The 17,816-nt window shown below is 73.5% G+C and carries 15 protein-coding genes and 1 tRNA gene; 7 read left to right on the forward strand and 9 right to left on the reverse strand.

Features of this window, described 5'->3' with window-relative positions:
- Positions 1-16 precede the first annotated feature (16 nt).
- The 3 genes from F7P10_RS40490 to F7P10_RS40500 all read right to left on the reverse strand — a co-directional run bounded on the left by F7P10_RS40490 (position 17) and on the right by F7P10_RS40500 (position 3,092).
- On the reverse strand, positions 17-1,207 hold the full coding sequence (locus tag F7P10_RS40490; protein ID WP_151017295.1) for an LCP family protein: 1,191 nt from the start codon (positions 1,205-1,207) through the stop codon (positions 17-19).
- Between the two features lie 53 nt (positions 1,208-1,260).
- Positions 1,261-1,518 carry a hypothetical protein gene (locus F7P10_RS40495; protein WP_151017297.1) on the reverse strand — a complete coding sequence of 86 codons (258 nt, stop codon included), beginning with the start codon at positions 1,516-1,518 and terminating at the stop codon, positions 1,261-1,263.
- A 137-nt stretch (positions 1,519-1,655) separates the two neighbouring features.
- Entirely contained in the window at positions 1,656-3,092 is a 1,437-nt protein-coding gene (locus tag F7P10_RS40500) for a GuaB1 family IMP dehydrogenase-related protein (RefSeq protein ID WP_151017299.1), read from the reverse strand.
- Between the two features lie 842 nt (positions 3,093-3,934).
- Here F7P10_RS40500 and F7P10_RS40505 point away from each other — a divergent pair.
- A complete protein-coding gene (locus F7P10_RS40505) occupies positions 3,935-4,849 on the forward strand; it encodes an Lrp/AsnC family transcriptional regulator (RefSeq protein ID WP_151017301.1) in 915 nt (304 codons plus the stop codon).
- A gap of 107 nt (positions 4,850-4,956) precedes the next feature.
- Here the strand turns inward: F7P10_RS40505 and F7P10_RS40510 are convergent, their stop codons facing one another.
- From F7P10_RS40510 to F7P10_RS40520, 3 genes are all read right to left on the reverse strand, one after another.
- Positions 4,957-5,550 carry a LysR family transcriptional regulator gene (locus F7P10_RS40510; protein WP_151017303.1) on the reverse strand — a complete coding sequence of 198 codons (594 nt, stop codon included), beginning with the start codon at positions 5,548-5,550 and terminating at the stop codon, positions 4,957-4,959.
- Between the two features lie 65 nt (positions 5,551-5,615).
- Positions 5,616-7,229: an MFS transporter gene (locus tag F7P10_RS40515; RefSeq protein WP_151017305.1), complete on the reverse strand. Its 1,614-nt coding sequence runs from the start codon at positions 7,227-7,229 to the stop codon at positions 5,616-5,618.
- Between the two features lie 63 nt (positions 7,230-7,292).
- Positions 7,293-8,339 carry a GDP-mannose 4,6-dehydratase gene (locus F7P10_RS40520; protein ID WP_218040292.1) on the reverse strand — a complete coding sequence of 349 codons (1,047 nt, stop codon included), beginning with the start codon at positions 8,337-8,339 and terminating at the stop codon, positions 7,293-7,295.
- A gap of 240 nt (positions 8,340-8,579) precedes the next feature.
- Here F7P10_RS40520 and folP point away from each other — a divergent pair, with 240 nt between their 5' ends.
- Positions 8,580-9,437, forward strand: coding sequence for a dihydropteroate synthase (gene folP / locus F7P10_RS40525; protein ID WP_151017307.1), 858 nt, complete (start codon positions 8,580-8,582; stop codon positions 9,435-9,437).
- A 26-nt stretch (positions 9,438-9,463) separates the two neighbouring features.
- Here the strand turns inward: folP and F7P10_RS40530 are convergent, their stop codons facing one another.
- Both F7P10_RS40530 and F7P10_RS40535 read right to left on the reverse strand, forming a co-directional pair.
- The gene (locus tag F7P10_RS40530) at positions 9,464-10,021 is read right to left on the reverse strand and encodes a CGNR zinc finger domain-containing protein (RefSeq protein ID WP_151017309.1); all 558 of its coding nucleotides are present in this window, start codon (positions 10,019-10,021) and stop codon (positions 9,464-9,466) included.
- Positions 10,022-10,298: 277 nt separating this feature from the next.
- Positions 10,299-10,871 carry a hypothetical protein gene (locus F7P10_RS40535; RefSeq protein WP_151017311.1) on the reverse strand — a complete coding sequence of 191 codons (573 nt, stop codon included), beginning with the start codon at positions 10,869-10,871 and terminating at the stop codon, positions 10,299-10,301.
- A 310-nt stretch (positions 10,872-11,181) separates the two neighbouring features.
- Between F7P10_RS40535 and F7P10_RS40540 the strand changes: the two genes are divergently transcribed.
- A tRNA-Trp gene (locus F7P10_RS40540) sits at positions 11,182-11,253 on the forward strand.
- 124 nt (positions 11,254-11,377) lie between these two features.
- Here F7P10_RS40540 and F7P10_RS40545 read toward each other — a convergent pair.
- The gene (locus tag F7P10_RS40545; protein ID WP_254716860.1) at positions 11,378-12,652 is read right to left on the reverse strand and encodes a pyridoxal phosphate-dependent aminotransferase; all 1,275 of its coding nucleotides are present in this window, start codon (positions 12,650-12,652) and stop codon (positions 11,378-11,380) included.
- A 371-nt stretch (positions 12,653-13,023) separates the two neighbouring features.
- Here F7P10_RS40545 and F7P10_RS40550 point away from each other — a divergent pair, with 371 nt between their 5' ends.
- From F7P10_RS40550 to F7P10_RS40565, 4 genes are all read left to right on the forward strand, one after another.
- A complete protein-coding gene (locus F7P10_RS40550) occupies positions 13,024-13,950 on the forward strand; it encodes a LysR family transcriptional regulator (protein WP_151017315.1) in 927 nt (308 codons plus the stop codon).
- 509 nt (positions 13,951-14,459) lie between these two features.
- Entirely contained in the window at positions 14,460-15,053 is a 594-nt protein-coding gene (locus F7P10_RS40555; RefSeq protein ID WP_254716271.1) for a VC0807 family protein, read from the forward strand.
- Between the two features lie 168 nt (positions 15,054-15,221).
- Positions 15,222-16,397 (forward strand): Ig-like domain-containing protein, encoded by a 1,176-nt coding sequence (locus F7P10_RS40560; protein ID WP_151017317.1) that lies wholly within the window; start codon positions 15,222-15,224, stop codon positions 16,395-16,397.
- A gap of 176 nt (positions 16,398-16,573) precedes the next feature.
- Positions 16,574-17,800, forward strand: coding sequence for an Ig-like domain-containing protein (locus tag F7P10_RS40565; protein ID WP_254716272.1), 1,227 nt, complete (start codon positions 16,574-16,576; stop codon positions 17,798-17,800).
- Positions 17,801-17,816 lie beyond the last annotated feature (16 nt).

Genomic DNA, 17,816 nt, shown 5'->3' on the forward strand with positions numbered 1-17,816 from the left:
GCACGGCCCGGGGCGCTCAGCCGCAGCCGTCGGCGAGGACGGGCAGCGGCCGCGCGGTGCCCGCCGCGCCACCGGGGGAGCCGCCCGTACCGGCGGCCGGCTCCCGGACGGCCCGCGCCGCCATCGCCCGGATCGCGGCGTAGTCGGGGCGTGCCGGATCGATCAGCGGCGGGACGAACTGCAGGCTGCGGACCTCGGCGTCCCGGATCCCGGCCGCAAGATCGACGAGGGCCGGCAGCAGCCGCCGGGGAACGTCGGTGCCGACCGACTCGGTGAACACCTCGGTGAGCCGCTCGAAGCTGCGCAGCACGGTCAGCGGGCTCGCCTGCCGCGCCAGCGCCCACAGCAGGCACTTCTGCCGCCCCATCCGCACGTAGTCGCTGCTGCCGGTACGCGACCGCCCGTACCAGAGCGCCTCCCGCCCGGTCAGCGTGCGGCAGCCGGGCGGCAGCACGCCCGCCGGGATCTGCGACCGCGGCACCGGGATCGCCTTGTCCACGCAGACGCGGACACCGCCCACCGCGTCGACGATCTGCCGGAAGCTTCGCATGTCGACCATGACGTAGTAGGGGACCGGCATGCCGAGGATATGGGAGACCGTCCGCTTCAGCAGTTCCGCGCCCGGATCGCGGACGGTGCGCCCGTCCGGCGCGAGCAGGCCCGGGTGGGCGGTGCCCTCCTCGTAGACGGAGTTCAGCAGCCCGTCCGCGGGGTACGGGACGCGTTCACCGCCCGACCACACGGGGACGTGCTGCAGGTTGCGGGGCAGGCTCAGCAGGACGGTGTCGCCGGTCGCGGTGTCGACGCTGGCGAGGGTCATGCTGTCGGTGCGCACTCCCGGACGTCCGACGTCGGCGTCGCCGCCGAGCAGCAGGACGTTGAGGCGCGGCACGCCCGCCCACGGGCCGCCGCCCGCCGCGGGCGCAGGGCCGTGGGCGCCGCCGGCCGGGGCGGCGGGCGTCGCGGGCCCGTCGACGAAGACGCCGTCCACGAACTCCCGCTGCAGATGCCCGTAGTGCGCCACCGTCAGCGGCGGGACGACCACCAGCAGGCACAGCACCGACACGGTCGTGCCGCCCGCCAGGCGCCACAGCGGAGCGAGCCCGTCCGGCAGGAGCACGAGGTAGGAATGGACGATCAGCAGTGCCCACAGCAGCGCCAGTACCACCGAGCAGCCCATGGCCGCCGCGAGCCAGCCCGGACGCACCGACAGCTGCAGGAACAGCGGCCGCAGCTGCGCGGACGCGAGCGCGGCGACCGTCAGCAGCGCCGCCTGCGCGCCGAGCAGCGCCCCCCGAGCCGGATCCGCCCCGCCCGCAGGTGCGCGAGGCCGGGCAGTACCGGAGAGACCGCCGCCATGAGCAGCGCCTCGGCCAGCGCGAACAGGCCGGCCGCGCCCCGCCGCCTGCTGTCCCGGTCGGCGCGCCCGCCGCGTTCTTCGTGCCGGCCCCGTCCGGTGCGTTCGCCGTCCCGCCGGTGCCCGCCCGCCGGTCCCCGGTCCGGCTTCCCCTCGCGCATGCTCCGCCCCCTCCGGGCGCGGTCCCCCTGCCGCGCCCCTCAGGCGAGCGTGTAGCCGCGAAGGCGCCGAACACGGGTAGTGCGCACGGCGTGTCGCGGAAAAAGCGCGAGCCGCTGACCTGCCCGAACGCGTTCGTTTACCAGCTGGTGGACAGCGGCATGCCCTCGGCGTAGCCGGCCGACCCCTGGATCCCGACGGTCGCGACCTCGTGGAACTCCTCGAGCGTGCGGGCGCCCGCGTAGGTGCAGGAGCTGCGCAGTCCGGCGACGATCGAGTCGATCAGGTCCTCCACGCCGGGGCGCTGCGGGTCGAGGAACATGCGGGAGGTGGAGATACCCTCCTCGAACAGGGCCTTGCGGGCACGGTCGAACGGCGAGTCGTCGGCGGTGCGCAGCCGCACCGCGCGCGCCGAGGCCATCCCGAAGCTCTCCTTGTAGAGCCGTCCGTCGGCGGCGCGCTGCAGGTCGCCCGGCGACTCGTAGGTGCCGGCGAACCAGGAGCCGACCATCACGTTGGCGGCACCGGCGGCGAGCGCGAGCGCGACGTCGCGGGGATGCCGGACGCCGCCGTCGGCCCACACGTGCCGGCCCAGGCGGCGCGCCTCGGCGGCGCACTCAAGGACGGCGGAGAACTGCGGGCGGCCCACCCCGGTCATCATCCGGGTGGTGCACATGGCGCCCGGCCCGACGCCGACCTTGACGATGTCGGCACCCGCCTCGATCAGGTCGCGGGTGCCCTCGGCCGTCACCACGTTGCCCGCCACGACCGGCACGGCGGGGTCCAGCCCGCGCACGGCGGTCAGCGCGGTGATCATCTTGTCCTGGTGGCCGTGCGCGGTGTCGACCACGAGCAGGTCCGCGCCCGCCTCCAGCAGCGCCTTCGCCTTCCCGGCGACGTCGCCGTTCACTCCGACCGCGGCGGCGATGCGCAGCCGCCCCCCGCCGTCGACGGCGGGGTCGTAGAGCGTCGCGCGGAGTGCGCCGGTGCGGGTGAGGACGCCCGTGAGGCGGCCGCCCTCGTCGACGACGGGTGCGAGGCGGTGGCCCCGCTCGTGCAGCCGGTCGAACGCCTCGCGCGGGTCCACGCCGGCGGGCAGCGTCACCAGGTCGCGGGACATGATGTCGCGCAGCTGGGAGAAGCGGTCGACGCCCTGGCAGTCGGCTTCGGTGACCACACCGACCGGACGGTCGTCCGCGACGACGATCACGGCGTTGTGCGCCCGCTTGGGCAGCAGCGCCAGCGCGTCCCCGGCGGTGCTCGACGGGCCCAGCGTGATCGGGGTGTCCACGATCAGGTCCCGTCCCTTGACCCAGCCGATGACCTCGGCGACGACCTCCACGGGGATGTCCTGGGGGAGCACCGCGACGCCGCCGCGGCGGGCGACGGTCTCGGCCATCCGGCGGCCGGACACCGCGGTCATGTTGGCGACGACGAGGGGGATGGTCGTCCCGCTGCCGTCCCCGGTCGACAGGTCGACCTCCAGACGCGAGCCGACCGACGAACGGCCGGGCACCATGAAGACGTCGTTGTAGGTGAGGTCGTGAGCGGGGTGCTCACCGTTCAGCAGGCGCACGGCTGTCTAACACACCAATCAGGATGAAAGTGGCTGGGCCACCGTACATTGTGTGGCATACCCCCTGATGCTCCGCACACGCACCCACCTCGTCCGTACCGGTGTCCGTCCGTACGGACTCTGCAGGGACACCGGTACGGGCGCGCGTGCGCGTGCGTGCGTGCGGGCGAGGAGAGCGCATGCCCGCACCCAGGGGTCATGACCCTGTGTCTCCGGGGCGCGACCGGCGCTTCCGCACCGGTTTCCGCACCGCCTTGCAGGCATAACAGAACTGAACGCCCGGATGGGAGGGAAGCCTTGCAACGTGAGGCTTTCCTCTCTGTAAAGTTACCTCTTGACGTAACTGCGCCCCCGATGCACTTTTCTTACATGTGCCTCGCGCGGACGGCCGTCCTGCCGTAGGGGGCGTCACATCAGAACACCGGGAGAGGCGCATGCAGGCCACGCACTTGGACCCGGTCCGCGTCATCGTCGGAGGCGCACCCGCCGCGCCGTCCGCCCCCGCGCGACCCGCCCGCCGTGCGGCCGCGGGGGCCCCGCGCGGCGATCCCGGGGGCGCCCCGCCGGACGCCTCCCGCGAAGCCCTGTGGCGTGCCGGCGTGCGTCCCGCCCGGCCGCCGCCGGGCCCGCCGGACGGCTCATGCCTCCGGCGGCGTTCGCGCGTCGGGACCGGGTCCCGCGGCGCCGGAAACGGCACCGCGTGCGACCGGTCACAGACGCTTCGACGGCCGCCGGGCAAGGCGAACACGAGCAAGATCAATATTTGACGACATCCCGTCCTGAAATGGAATGATCTTGCAGTTGCTGGCAAAACGATTCATCGCATGTCGAGGAGGACAGCCGTGCTGGATGCGGTCGACGCCGTGCTCGTCCGCGAGCTCCAGCGGGATGGCAGGGCCACGTTCCAGGCGCTCGCCGATCGCGTCGGGCTATCCCGCACGGCCGTGCGGGCACGCGTGCAGAACCTTCTCGAAACGGAGGTCGTCCGCGTCGTCGGCATCGTGCACGCCGCCGTCGTCGGCGCGGAGGCGATCGGGCACGTCTCGGTCACCGTGGACGGCTCCGCGCGCGAGGTCGCGACGGCCGTCGCCGAACGCCCGGCCGTCGGGTTCGCGGCGCTGACCGCGGGCCCGCACGACCTGGTCGTCCAGGTGCGCACCCGGGACGACGCCGCCCTCGCCGCGGAGGTGGACCACGTGCGGTCCGTCCCGGGCGTGCGCACGGCGGAGGTCTTCCGCTCGGTCGCCACCGTGCGGGACGCCCACACGGTGGTGCGGGAGCTGGGGGAGGTCACCCTCGACGACATCGACTGGCGGCTCCTGCGGGAGCTCCAGCGCGACGGGCGCGCCCCCTACACCCGGCTCGCGCACATCATCGGGCTGTCGCAGGCGGCCACGCGGGCCCGGGTGGTGCGGCTCATGCGCACCGGGGTCATCCAGGTGACCGGCCTCGCCGACCCGCGGGCGCTCGGCGCCGCCGAGCTCGGTGGGTTCGGCCTGCTCGTCGGCGGCGGCATGCGCAAGGCCGCCGAGGCGGTCGCCGCGCTGGACGGCGTGCGCTACGTGGCGACCGGGTTCGGGCGCTACGACATCGTCGGGCAGGCCGAGGCCGCCTCGCGCGCCGAGCTGGTCACGGTGCTCGACGCGGTGCGCTCGGTGCCCGGCGTGACGGTGCGGGAGTCCTGGCACCACCTCGACGTGGTGAAGGAGTCCTACGCCGCCGACCTCCCCGACGGCCTCGCCGACGGCACGTCCTGACGGCACGTCCTGACGACGCGCCGCACGGGTGCGACGGCGCCTCGGCCACGGCGAGCTCGTGGCCGGGGCATCCGCCCGCCGATCCCGCGCCGCCGGCCCGCACCCGTTCAGCGCGGCCGGCCGCCCGGCGCGTCCCGCGCCGACTCCTTGGCGAACGCGAGGAAGTCGCGGCCCGCGGGCGGCAGCCCCCGGTGCGGGTGCACCAGCCCGGCGGGCCCGGCCAGCGGATGCGCGGCCAGATCTCCGGGGACGGGCAGGTCGGCGAGCCCGAGGTCCGCGCGGCCCGCGCGCAGCACCGCCGTGACGCCGTCGCGGTCCGCGCACCGCACCACCCTGATCCGGACGGCCGGCCGCGCGCGGGCGAAGAGCGGGACGAGCCGTCCGATCAGCTCCGGTTCCAGCGCGACCGTCGTGGCGATGCGCAGCGCGGCGCCCTGCCCGCGGCCCCGCGCCGCCGCGAGCCCCTCGATCGCGTCCACGGCCTCCAGCGCCGCCCGCGCCCACCGGACCACCTGCTCCCCGACGGGGGTGAGGACGACGCCGCGCCCCGAGCGGGCGAACAGCTCGAGGCCGAGCTCGCGCTCCAGCTCGCGCACCGCGCGCGACAGCGCGGGCTGCGCGACGTAGAGCGCCTGGGCCGCCGACGTCATCGTCCCGTGGTCGGCGGTCGCCACGACGTAGCGCAGCTGCCGCAGATTCATGGCCCGACGGTATGCCCTCCGACCGCCGCGGTCCCGGCAACGGCCGAACGTGACCCGAACCGGCCTCAGCCGGTCTCGCCGCCGGACGCCCGCCCCCCGGTGCCCGGGACGGCGTCCGGGACGGTCTCGGGTTCGGGCTGCAGCTGCGGCGCGCCGACCGAGCAGTGGGTCCGGGCCTGCGGTTCGCAGTGCGTCCCCTCGACGACGTGCAGCGCGCCGTCGGAGACGGTGAGCAGCGTCAGCGCCGCCCCCGCCGCCAGCAGCCCGGCGCACACCGCCATCGAGACCCCGAACCCGGTGGCGAAGGCGTCCGGGTCCCGCAGCGCGCCGCCGGTCAGGCCGGTCAGCGGCGGGATCGCCGCCACCGCCAGCAGCCCCGCCGCGCGCGCAACCGCGTTGTTGACGCCGCTCGCCACCCCCGCGTGCCTGGACCGCGCCGTCGCCAGCACCGTCGCCGTCAGCGGCGCCACCACCGCCGACAGCCCCAGCCCGAACACCGTCACGGCGGGCAGCACGTCGCGGACATAGGACGCGCCTTCGCCGATCCGGCCCACCAGCAGCATCCCCGCCGCCGCCACCAGCAGCCCCGCCGTCATCGGCCACCGCGGCCCGATCTTCTGCGCGACCGCGCCCGCCCGCGCCGACAGCAGCAGCATCAGCACCGTCACCGGCAGCAGCGCCGCCCCCGCCGCGACCGGCGAGAATCCGCCCACCACCTGCAGATGCAGCACCAGCAGGAAGAACAGCACGCCCATCCCGCCGTAGACCAGGAACGTCACGGCGTTGACGGCCGAGAACTGGCGCGAGCCGAACACCTCCAGCGGGAGCATCGGCCGGGGCACCGGCGCGTCCCGCCGCCCGCCGGACCCGCGCCCGCCGAACAGGCGGCGGCCTCGGCCCCGGCCGCGCTCCACCGCGAGGAACGCGGCCGCGGCGACGGCGCCGACGAGTCCGGCGGCCGCGACCGCGAGCGGACGCGCGTGCCCGCTCGGCGCCTCGGTCAGCGCGTACGTCGTGCCGGCGAGGGCGAGCGCCGCCAGCACGGCGCCGAGCACGTCGAAACGCCCGCCCGCCTCCGGATCGGCGCTCTCGGGCACGTGCCGCGCCGCCACCAGCATCACGACGGCGGCGAGCGGCACGTTGAGGACGAACACCCATCGCCAGCCGGCCGTCTCCACCAGCCACCCGCCCGCGAACGGCCCGACGGCCCCGGCGATGCCGCCGAGCCCCGACCACGCGCCGACCGCGCGCGGCCGGTCGTCCGAGACGAACGACGCCTGGATGATCGCCAGCGCGCCCGGCGTGAGCAGCGCCCCGCCCACCCCCTGGAGCGCGCGGGACACCACCAGCATCCCGACGTCCTGGGCGGCGGCGCACAGCACCGACGCCGCCGCGAACCACAGGACGCCGATCAGGAAGATCCGCCGCCGCCCGTACCGGTCGCCGAGCGAACCGCCCAGCAGGATGAACCCCGCCAGCGTGAGGGTGTAGGCGTTGACCGTCCACTGCAGGCCCGTGATGTCCGCGTCGAGGTCGTCGGCGATGGCGGGGAGCGCGACGTTGACGACCGTCGAGTCGAGCAGCGCCAGTCCCGAGCCGAGGACGGTCGCGAGCAGGATCCAGCGTCCCGGCCCGCTGCTCAACCGGACGTTCCCCGGCCCGGCGGCGAGATCAGCCATGATCGCATGGTGTCACGCCGCCGGCGCGGCGCGCTCGTCCGGGGCGTCAGGGCGGGGGAGGGGTCACCAGTGGTCGGGGCTGAACGGCTCGTCCTCGGGGCGCGCGGACTCCGACAGCAGCCGCAGGTCCGACTCGACCATCATCCGGACCAGGCCCTCGAAGGTGACCGCGGGTTCCCAGCCGAGCTGCTCGCGGGCCTTCTTCGGGTCGGCGCACAGCAGGTCCACCTCCGCCGGCCGGGTGTACTTGGCGTCCAGGACGACGTGGTCCTCCCAGTTCAGGCCCGCCGTGCCGAACGCGAATTCGACCAGTTCGCGCACCGACTGCGTCTGGCCCGTGCCGATGACGAAGTCCTCGGGGGCGTCCTGGGCCAGCATCATCCGCATCGCGCGGGCGTAGTCGCCCGCGTAGCCCCAGTCGCGGCGCGCGTCCAGGTTCCCCAGGCGCAGCTCCGTGGCCAGACCCAGCTTGATGCGCGCCACGCCCAGCGACACCTTCCGGGTCACGAACTCGGCGCCCCGCCGCGGCGACTCGTGGTTGAACAGGATCCCGCTGACCGCGAACATGCCGTACGACTCGCGGTAGTTCTGGGTGATGTAGTGCCCGAAGCTCTTGGCGACCCCGTACGGGCTGCGCGGGTGGAACGCCGTCCGCTCGTTCTGCGGCGTCTCGCGGACCATGCCGAACATCTCCGACGACGACGCCTGGTAGAAGCGGATCTGGTCCGGTCCGGGCGTCCGGGACGGGCTGATCCCCGACACCACGCGGATCGCCTCCAGCATCCGCTGCACGCCCACGCCGGTCACCTCGGTGGTGAGCTCGGCCTGTTGCCAGGACATCGGGACGTAGGAGATCGCGCCCAGGTTGTAGACCTCGTCGGGCCGGACCTGTTCCACCGCGGAGATCAGGCTGCCCTGGTCCAGCAGGTCGCCCGTGGTGATCCGGACGTCGCCGATGTGCTTGCGCAGCCGCGACACGTGCGGGTTCGCCTGCCCCCGCACCAGACCCCACACCTCGTACCCCTGCGCGAGCAGGTGCTCGGCCAGGTACGAGCCGTCCTGTCCGGTGATGCCGGTGATGAGTGCTCGCCTGGTCAGCGGATCCTCCATGCTGCTCGGTCCGGGCTGCTCGGTCCGGGCCGCGACGGGTCACGGCCCACCGCGGGGACGCAATCCCGCAACGAGCATGACATATGAGGTTAGCGACCTTGTCGGGGTGCTGACGAGCGAGGGCGGCTTTTGAACCGAATTCGTTTCTAGTGCCCGGGCCTGCGTCCCGGGCCCGCGTCCCGGTCGCCGCGGCGGACCGCGTGGCACCCCGGGCCCGCGGTGTGCGAATCTGTGATCACCATGGGTTCTCCGGAAACGACGCCGCTGCGGCTGAACGGGCGCGAACTCGGCCCGCACGCGATCATGGCGGTGGTCAACCGCACCCCCGACTCGTTCTTCGACAAGGGGGCCACCTACGGCTTCGGCGCGGCGCTGGACGCGGTCGGACGGGCGGTGGCGGCCGGCGCCGACATCATCGACATCGGCGGTGTGAAGGCGGGGCCGGGCGAGGACGTGGACGTCGCCGAGGAGTTGCGCCGCGTGGTCGACCTCGTCGCGGCCGTCCGCGACCGCTACCCCGACGTGGTGATCAGCGTGGACACGTGGCGGGCCGAGGTCGGCGAGGCGGTCGCGGCGGCGGGCGCCGACCTGCTCAACGACACCTGGGGCGGTCCCGACCCGCGGCTGGCCGAGGTCGCCGCCGCGGCCGGCATCGGGCTGGTCTGCTCCCACGCGGGCGGGCTCGAACCCCGCACCCGCCCCCACCGGACGAGCTTCGGCGACGTCGTCGCCGACGTGCTCGGGCACGTCACCGCGGAGGCCGAGCGCGCCGTCGCCCTCGGGGTCCGCCGGGACGCCGTCCTCATCGACCCCGCGCACGACTTCGGCAAGAACACCCGGCACTCGCTGGAGATCACGCGGCGGCTCGGCGAGCTGACGGCGACCGGATGGCCGGTGCTGGTCGCCGTGTCGAACAAGGACTTCATCGGGGAGACCCTGGGCCGCCCCGTGGACGGGCGCGGCGCCGGGACGCTCGCCGTCCTCGGGGTCTCGGCCGTGCTCGGCGCCCGCGTGTTCCGCGTCCACGACGCGGCCGCCGCGCGCCGCGCCCTCGACGCCGTCACCGCCCTCGGGCCACTGCCCGCCGCCGGCGGCTAGCTAGCGGAGGGACGGCCGGGGCCGGGTCACAGCGCCGCCTCGCGGCGGCGGGCGCGGTACGCCGCCACGTGCATGCGGTTCCCGCACGTCCGGCTGTCGCAGTAGCGGCGGCACCGGTTGCGGGACAGATCCACCAGCACCCGGGCGCAGTCCGGTGCCTCGCAGGTGCGCAGCCGGTCCAGCTCGCCCGCGGCCACCACGTAGGCCAGGGCCATGCCGCAGTCGGCCGCCAGGTGCTCGGGGAGCGGGGCGCCGGGCGCGAAGAAGTGGACGTGCCAGTCGTAGCCGTCGTGGTCGGTCAGGTGCGGGGTCGTGCGCACCTCGCCGACGATGTCGTTGATCAGCCGGACGGCCACCGGGACGTCCCCGGCCAGGAACACGGCGTGGAACCGGTCGCGCAGCAGCCGGACCGCGGCGACGTCGTCCCCGGCCATCTCGCCCAGATCGCTGAATGCGTTGCGCTCCACGAACGCCCGCAGCCCCGCGAGCCCGTCGAGTTCCTCGGCGCCGGACGCGGCGGCACCGGTGTTGATCAGATCGACGACCACGGCCAGCGCGTGCTCGGTGTCATGAGTGAAGATCACGGTGATTCCAGTCTCCCGGGAACCGGGCGGTCGCTGCGCCGGGCGCCGCCGCGGGGGCCGGAACGCGGCCCGGCCTCAACCCTATGACGCCCGGGCCGCCCGCCGCCGCCCGCGTCCTGCGGGAACGTTCCACGCCCCGATCATCCGGGGGCGTTCTGCGGCACCGGCCACCGGCCCACCGGAACGGTCGCCGGAAAGAGATCGGCACCACCGACGCGACCCGACCGTGATGCGCGAGTCGCGTCGCCTGGGACCAAGGGAGGGGAGGGGCTGGGCCTCAGCGGGCGTAGTGGGGGTCGACGACGACGGGGTAGTACGCGTCGGCGTGCTGGACGCGCATGGTGACCACTGGTCCGTCCAGCGCGTAGTCGGCCTTGACCTGCCGGAACATGGAGTCGCTCGCCCACGGGTTGTAGAGCCGGCCCACGGTCGCGCCGTAACGCAGGTGGACGACGTCGTAGCCGCCGGACGGCATCGACTCGAGCGCGAGCCCGTCGGCGAGGGACACCGGGAGCCGGAACTCCGCCGGCGCGCCCGGACCGTGGATCACCGTCAGCAGCCGCACCCCGCCCGCGGTCGTCTGCGCGACGATGTCGGTGTCGACGTCCACGCCCACGAACACCCGCAGGGTGGGGCGCAGGACCTGGGCGGGCGTGTCGGCCGCCGCGGTGTCGATGCCGAGGTGGATCCGCTGGCCGTCCTTGGTCGGCACCCACACCCCGTCCCGCGCGCGCTGGCCCCAGGCGACGTCCGGGTTCTCGACCTCCTGGGGTTCGTTCTTCCCCCGGGCGACGAGAATCCGGGAGGCGGCGTTCATCGCCGCGGCAGCCCCGTCCTGTGCGTGCCTCATGGCGGGCCCCCTCGCCTTCTTTCAGCACCTATGTGACATCACGCTGTCATGGGTTTACCACGAGAATGCCGGGCGGGACGCCCCATGTCCGGTGCATGGCCCGTCATGGCCGCTTCGCGGCGTTCGCCCGGTGTGCCGTTGGACCTTACACCACGCTTATCAGCGCCGGTCGGGGATGATGCGGTTATCCGCCCGCGGCCGCCTCGGGCGCCCGCGCGGCCGCGCCGCCCGGAGTTCCGGGCCCGAAACTCCTTTGCGCGCATGCGGGGACATGAGGATCATTGATGGCATCAGGTGATGAATGCCACGAAGGGGTGAGCCACCGGTTAGGCGGCTGGTCTCCAAAACCAGCGGAAAGTGGGTTCGACTCCCTCCGCCCCTGCAACCGTCCCGGAAAGGGACAGATCCCTTACGCTCCGCAATTCCGTGGAGCGGTACCTGTAACGGCGAGAGGGCCGCCGCGGCCCGCGCCGGCCGCGGCGGCCCTCGCCGGGGCCGCACCGCGTTCAGGCGAGCGCGGGCGCGCCCACGGTCGCCGCGAGGTCGGCGAGCACGTCGCCGAGCCGGTCGAGGGCGCCCGCGATCCACGGCAGCGCCGCCGGGTCCGGGGCCGCCAGCGCGGCCAGGCGCTCCTCGTCGTCCCGCCCGTACAGCAGGCTCGGCGCCACCCGCATCCGCAGCGCGGCCGGATCGTCGCCGAACGCGCAGCCCGGCAGGACGCCGACGCCGTACCGCTCGAGCAGCAGCCCGGTCAGGTCCGCGGCCGTCCGGACGCCGTGGCGCGCACCCAGCACCTCCCGCAGCGGCCCGAAGTCGGGGTACACGTAGAAGGCCGCCTCGGGCCGCCGCACCCGCGCCCCCGCGGCGGCGAAGCGGTCGGCGACGGCGGCGCTGATCGCGGCGTGCAGTCGGCGGCTCCGGTCGACGTGCTCGACCACCTCGGGCGGCTCCGCGAACGCGTACGCTGCGGCGTGCTGCATCGGGGCGGGCGCGCTGGACCACACCTCGCTCGCCACTCCCAGCAGGCTGTCGCGCAGTGCCCGGCCGAACGCGCCGTCCGGCAGGCGCGCCACGCCGAGCCGCCACCCGCCCGCGCCGAGGCTCTTGCTCAGCGCGCTCGTCACGACCGTCCGCTCCGGCGCGTGGCGGGCGGGGGAGTGCACCGTCCGGGCGGGGTCGTGGACCAGGTCCCGGTAGATCTCGTCGGAGACGATGACGAGGTCGAGGTCCCGCGCGACCGCGCACAGGCGCCGGACGGTCTCCGCCGAGGCGAGCGTCCCCGTCGGGTTGTCCGGCAGCGTGACGATCACCGCCCGGACGCTGCGTCCCCGCGCCCGCGCCCGGACGACCGCGTCGGCGAGCAGCGCGGGGCTCGGCACCCCGCCCTGGCCCGGCGCGGTCGCGACGCGCAGCGGCTCCCCGCCGAGCAGGGACGCCTGCGCGGCGTAGGACACCCAGCTCGGCGCGGGCACGACGACGTCGCCCCCGATCGATGCCAGCAGCGCGTACAGCAGCGGCTTGCTGCCCGGCCCGCACACCACCGCGTCCGGATCGGTCGGCACGCCGCGGCGCGTCCAGTATCCGGCGGCGGCGGCGCGCAGCTCCGCGGACCCGGCGACCGGGCCGTAGGCGCCCCGGCCCGCGGCGGCGGCGAGCTCGCGCGTCAGCGCCGGATGGATGGGGACGCCGGCCTCGCCGAAGCCGAGCGGCAGCACCTCGACCCCCTCGCCGCGCTTGCGGGCGAGGGCCTCGTTCACCGCGAGCGTGGCCGACAGCGGCACCGGACGCGGCGCGAACGGGACGGGCCGCGCATCTCCGGCCCCGCCGGAGCCGGGACGGCAGGCCGCGGGCGTTCCGGTCACGGGCGTCTCGACCACGGGCGCGCCGGACGCGCCCGTGACGGGAGCGCCGTGGACGCCCGTATCGAGCGGCGTGTCGGATTCCGCCGCTTCGGCGGAGGTGTCCGGCACCGGCGCATCGGCGGATGCGGACGGGTTATGGGCAGGCATGAACGCCTCCAGAGGGCATGCTGGAATAGCAGATGGTGAAGTAGTGATCCCCGTGTGTGACCCAGATGGGCTCGCAGCCATACTTCCCCGCGCACAGCATCAGTACAAGCGAGTCTCCTCGATGCTGACCGTAAGATGTCGTGATGCTTGAGCTGCGCCGTCTCCGGCTCCTCGCCGAGTTCGCCCGCCGCGGCAGCATCGCCGCGACCGCCGCCGCCCTCGGCTACACCCCCTCGGCCGTCTCCCAGCAGCTGGCCGCGCTCGAACGCGAGGCGCACGTGCCGCTGCTGGACCGCACCGCCCGGAGCGCGGAGCTGACCGACGCCGGGCGGCGGCTGGCGGGGCGCGCCGAGGAGATCCTGAGCCTGGTCGAGGCGGCCGAGGCGGAGCTGTCCGCCGCCTCGGGCACTCCCACCGGACGGGTCGTGGTCACCGCGTTCCCGACCGGCGCCGTCGCGTTCGCCCCCGCGCTCGCGCACAGCCTCGGCGAGCACGCCGGGCTGACGTTCGTGCTGCGGCAGACGCGGCCCGTGGACGGCATCCGGCAGGTGCGCAACGGCGAGGTCGACATCGCGCTGATCGACGACTGGACGGGGAACGTCCCCCACCAGTCGCCCGCCACGCTCGAGTTCTTCCACCTGCGCCGCGACCCGCTCGTGCTCGTCGTCCCCGCCTCCCACCCGCTGTCGGACCCGGAAATGCCCGTCGACATGCAGCGGCTGCGCGAGGAGCCGTGGCTGGCCGCGCCGAGCGGCGAACCGTCCCGCGACGCCCTCGAGCGGCTGCTGGACACCGTCGGGGGCCACCGGCCCGTCCCGTGGGAGTTCGAGGGGTTGCACACGATCCTCAGCCTCGTCGCCCGCGGCATCGGCGTCACCGCGGTGCCCGCCCTGGCCCTCGCGGCGGGGGACCGCGGCGTCGCGGTCCGCCGGATCCCCGAATGCACCCTGGCGCGCGAGGTGTACGCCGTCACGCGCAGCGCCGGCGTGCGCCGACCGTCCGTGGCGGTGACGCTTCGTGCCATCTACGTCGCCGCCCGTGACGCTCAGCCGGCGCCGCCCGGAGCGTGACCCGTGCCCGCCGTGGAATTTCCCCCGGCACGAGCGTGGTTGGAGACGTTGCCCGAGGTCACGTGGGTGTGCGGCGACGTCTGTGGGGGACACGGTGCGGGACGGCACGCGCGAGCTTTGACCTCGAAACGGCCGGATTCGCGCGGATCATCACGTACGGTGGGGCGAATCGTGACGACATCCGAGTTTTTGCACACCGATCGGGGAGCGCAGCGCTCGATGGAACGACCGGCGACCACGCACGCGGAACCGTCCGCCGTGACGGCCCCGCCCGCTCCGGCGGCACCGGCCGAAGGGGAACGGCTTCGACCGAACGAGGGCGTACCGGACGCGGCACCGCCGCGCGCGGCCGTGCCGCACCAGGACGTGCCGCGGGAGGAAATGCCGCGGGAGGTCGTGCCGCGGGAGGACGTGCGGGACGCGGCGACCGCGCCCGGGCCACGGCCGCGCAGGACACCGAGGGCGATGGACACCACGTCTTCGAGCTGCCGCGGATCCGCGCCCTCCTCGTGCACGCGCTGCCGCGCTTCTTCGAGGGCGTCATCGCGCCCGTCCTGGTGTTCTACGCCGCGCTCACGCTGCTGGGGCTGAACGGCGCGCTCGTCGCCGCGGTCGCGTGGGTGTACGGCGGCATCGCGTTCCGCTACCTGAGGGGCCACCCCGTGTCGGGGTTGCTCCTGCTGGCCGCGGTCGGCGTGACGGTCCGCGCGGGACTGTCCGCCGCGACGGGCAGCGCGGTGGTCTACTTCCTGCAGCCGACCCTCGGCACGCTGCTGGTCAGCATGTCGTTCCTGGCGTCGGTCCCGCTGGGCAAGCCCCTGGCGATGAAGCTCGCCAGGGACATGGCCCCGATCCCCGACGCGTTCCTGAAGCACGGCAGGGTCCACAGGTTCTTCCTGCGGATCTCGCTGCTGTGGTCGATGGTGCTGCTCACCAACGTGGTCGTCAGCGTCTGGATGCTGTTCAACCAGTCGATCGGCACGTACCTGTGGCTGCGGACCAGCATCGTCGCCGCGCTCGGCGCGCTCGGCGTCGGCATCTCGGTGTGGGGCTTCAAGCGCCTGCTGCGCCACATCAACTGGAAGCTCGCCGACAGCACCTGATGTCGGCGACCTGACACCGGCGGACTTATCACGTCCCGCCGCCCCGTGCGGGCGGCGGGACGCGGCTTTGTCCCGCCGATGACCCGAACTTTCCCGTGTGTAGGCTCGTCTACCTGGCTTAGATAGGTTTGTTGGACACTGGGCCGATCTTGGTGAATGGGGGAGTTTGTGGCTGGCAAGAGGCGATTGGGCCTGGCGGTGACCGGTGGCGCGGGCGCGGTGGTGATGCTCGCCGCGGGCTGCAGCGGCGACACCTCCGGTGCGGGCGAGCTCGCGTCCGACGAGTCGAAGACCACGGTGACGATCACGCCGGCCAACGGAACCACCAAGGTCAAGCCGGACGGGACGATCGAGGTGAAGGTCGACGACGGGACCCTGCAGAAGGTCACCGTCCAAGGCGAGGGCGCGCAGATCACCGGGAAGCTGTCCGCCGACCGCACCACCTGGCGATCGGACCGGACGATGGCGCCCGACACCAAGTACACGGTGACCGCCGTGGCCTCCAACGACGGTGAGTCCCAGACGGCGACCAGCGCCTTCTCGACCCTCGCCCCCGCCCAGACGCTCGAGATCACCGACGTGACCCCGAACGTGAAGGGCGAGGAGGTCGGCGTCGGCGCGCCGATCATCGTGAGCTTCAACCTTCCGGTGGAGAACAGGGCGGCCGTTGAGAAGATCCTGGAGGTGACTCCGGAGAAGCCGGTCGAGGGCGCGTGGCGCTGGGTGGACGACAAGCGGGTCATCTACCGCACCAAGACGTACTGGGAGCCCCACCAGAAGATCAATTTCGATGCCGACCTGGCGGGCGTCAACGTGGGCGGCGGCGTCTACGGCGAGGCCGACAAGGAGGCGACCATCACCGTCGGCGCGGAGCAGATCACCAAGGGCGACATCAGCGAGCACCACATGACGGTGTACCGGGACGGTGAGAAGCTGCGCAGGATCCCCTTCAGCGCCGGCAACGCCACCACCCGGGAGTACACCACCACGAGCGGGATCCACCTGCTCATGGGCAAGGAGAACCCGGTCACGATGATCTCGCCGGGCCGCAAGCCCGGAGACCCCGGCTACTACAAGACGGTCGTGAACCACGGCGTCCGGTTCTCCAACAGTGGTGAGTACACGCACGCCATGGCGTCCACCGTGGGTGTTCAGGGAAGCGCCAACGTCAGTCACGGCTGCCTCAACCTGAGCCCGAAGAACGCCAAGTGGTACTACGACATCATGCAGCGCGGCGACGTCCTGGAGCTGACGGGCAGCGACCGCCAGCTGGAGCCGGACAACGGCTGGGGCTACTGGCAGCTGTCGTTCCCCGAGTGGAAGGAAGGCAGCGCGCTCCACTGACCCGCGGCCGGACCCGCCGGGCCGCCGCGGCGGACGTGCGGGTCTCCGCAGGCCCCGGCCGTGCAACGCTTTGATCTCGACGGCCGCCGAGCACCCCCGGGAGAGACGTGGGTAGCGACTTTTGTCGCTAATGTCTCCCTGGTACGCCGGGGTATCTGGAGGTGGCGGTGCAGCGCGTGTCCGCACGTGTACGGGCCGGTGCGGCGGTGACGGGGGTCCTGATCCTCCTCACCGCCGGCTGTTCGGGAGACGAGAAGGAGGCCGGGGTCGCCGGCGAGAAGGCCGAGGCGGCCGCGCCGCAGGTGACGATCGACCCCGGGGACGGCAACACCAAGGCCCTCCCGGAGGCGGGCGTCACGGTCAAGACGACGGGCGGCACCCTCCAGAAGGTGACGCTCTCCTGGAAGAACGGGCCGATCACCCAGGCCGGGACGATGTCCGCCGACAAGACGAGCTGGAAGTCCCGCACGCTGAAGCCGGGCACCCGGTTCCAGGTGTCGGCCCTCGCGGTGAGCCCCGAGGGCAAGACGACGACCGTCAACGCCGACATCGCCACCGCGAAGGCGGAGCGGACGCTGGAGATCGCCGACATCATCCCGCGCAAGGGCGAGAAGGTCGGCGTCGGCATGCCGATCACCGTGACCTTCAACCGCGAGGTCGACGACAAGAAGGCCGTCGAGCGGGCGCTGCGCGTCAAGTCGGCGAAGCCCGCCACCGGCGCCTGGTACTGGGTGACCGACAAGCAGGTCATCTTCCGCACCGAGAACGACACCTACTGGAAGCCGAACCAGGAGGTGTCCTTCGAGGCCGACCTCGCCGGAGTGAAGTCGGGCAAGGGCACCTACGGCACCAAGGACGCCGGCCGGGAGTTCCGCATCGGCGACTCCCACATCCTCAAGGTCAGCACCAAGAGCCACAAGGCCGTCGCCTACGAGAACGGCAAGAAGGTCCGCACCTGGCCGATCAGCGGAGGGAAGGGCGGCCGCGTGGTCAACGGCGTCGACACCTACCTCACCACCAGCGGCGTCCACCTGACCATGGGCAAGGAGAACCCGGCGATCATGACGTCGGAGTGGATGGGCGTCGATCCGAAGGACAAGGCGAACGGCGGCTACCGCGAGGTGATCCCCTGGGCCGTGCGGATCTCCAGCAGCGGCGAGTACGTCCACTCGATGGCCTCCACCGTGTGGGCGCAGGGCGAACAGAACGTCAGCCACGGCTGCATCAACTCCCCGCCCAAGGATGCCCGCTGGTTCTACAAGTGGTCCTACCGCGGCGACCCGGTCGTCACCACCGGGAGCAAGCGCGAGCTGCAGTGGAACAACGGCTGGAGCTACTACCAGATGTCGTGGGACAAGTGGGTGAAGGGCAGCGCCCTGAACCGCACCGTGACGACCGGGTGATGTTCGGCTGATCCGG

Origin of the sequence: Actinomadura sp. WMMB 499 (assembly GCF_008824145.1) — a bacterium.
Taxonomy (GTDB): domain Bacteria; phylum Actinomycetota; class Actinomycetes; order Streptosporangiales; family Streptosporangiaceae; genus Spirillospora.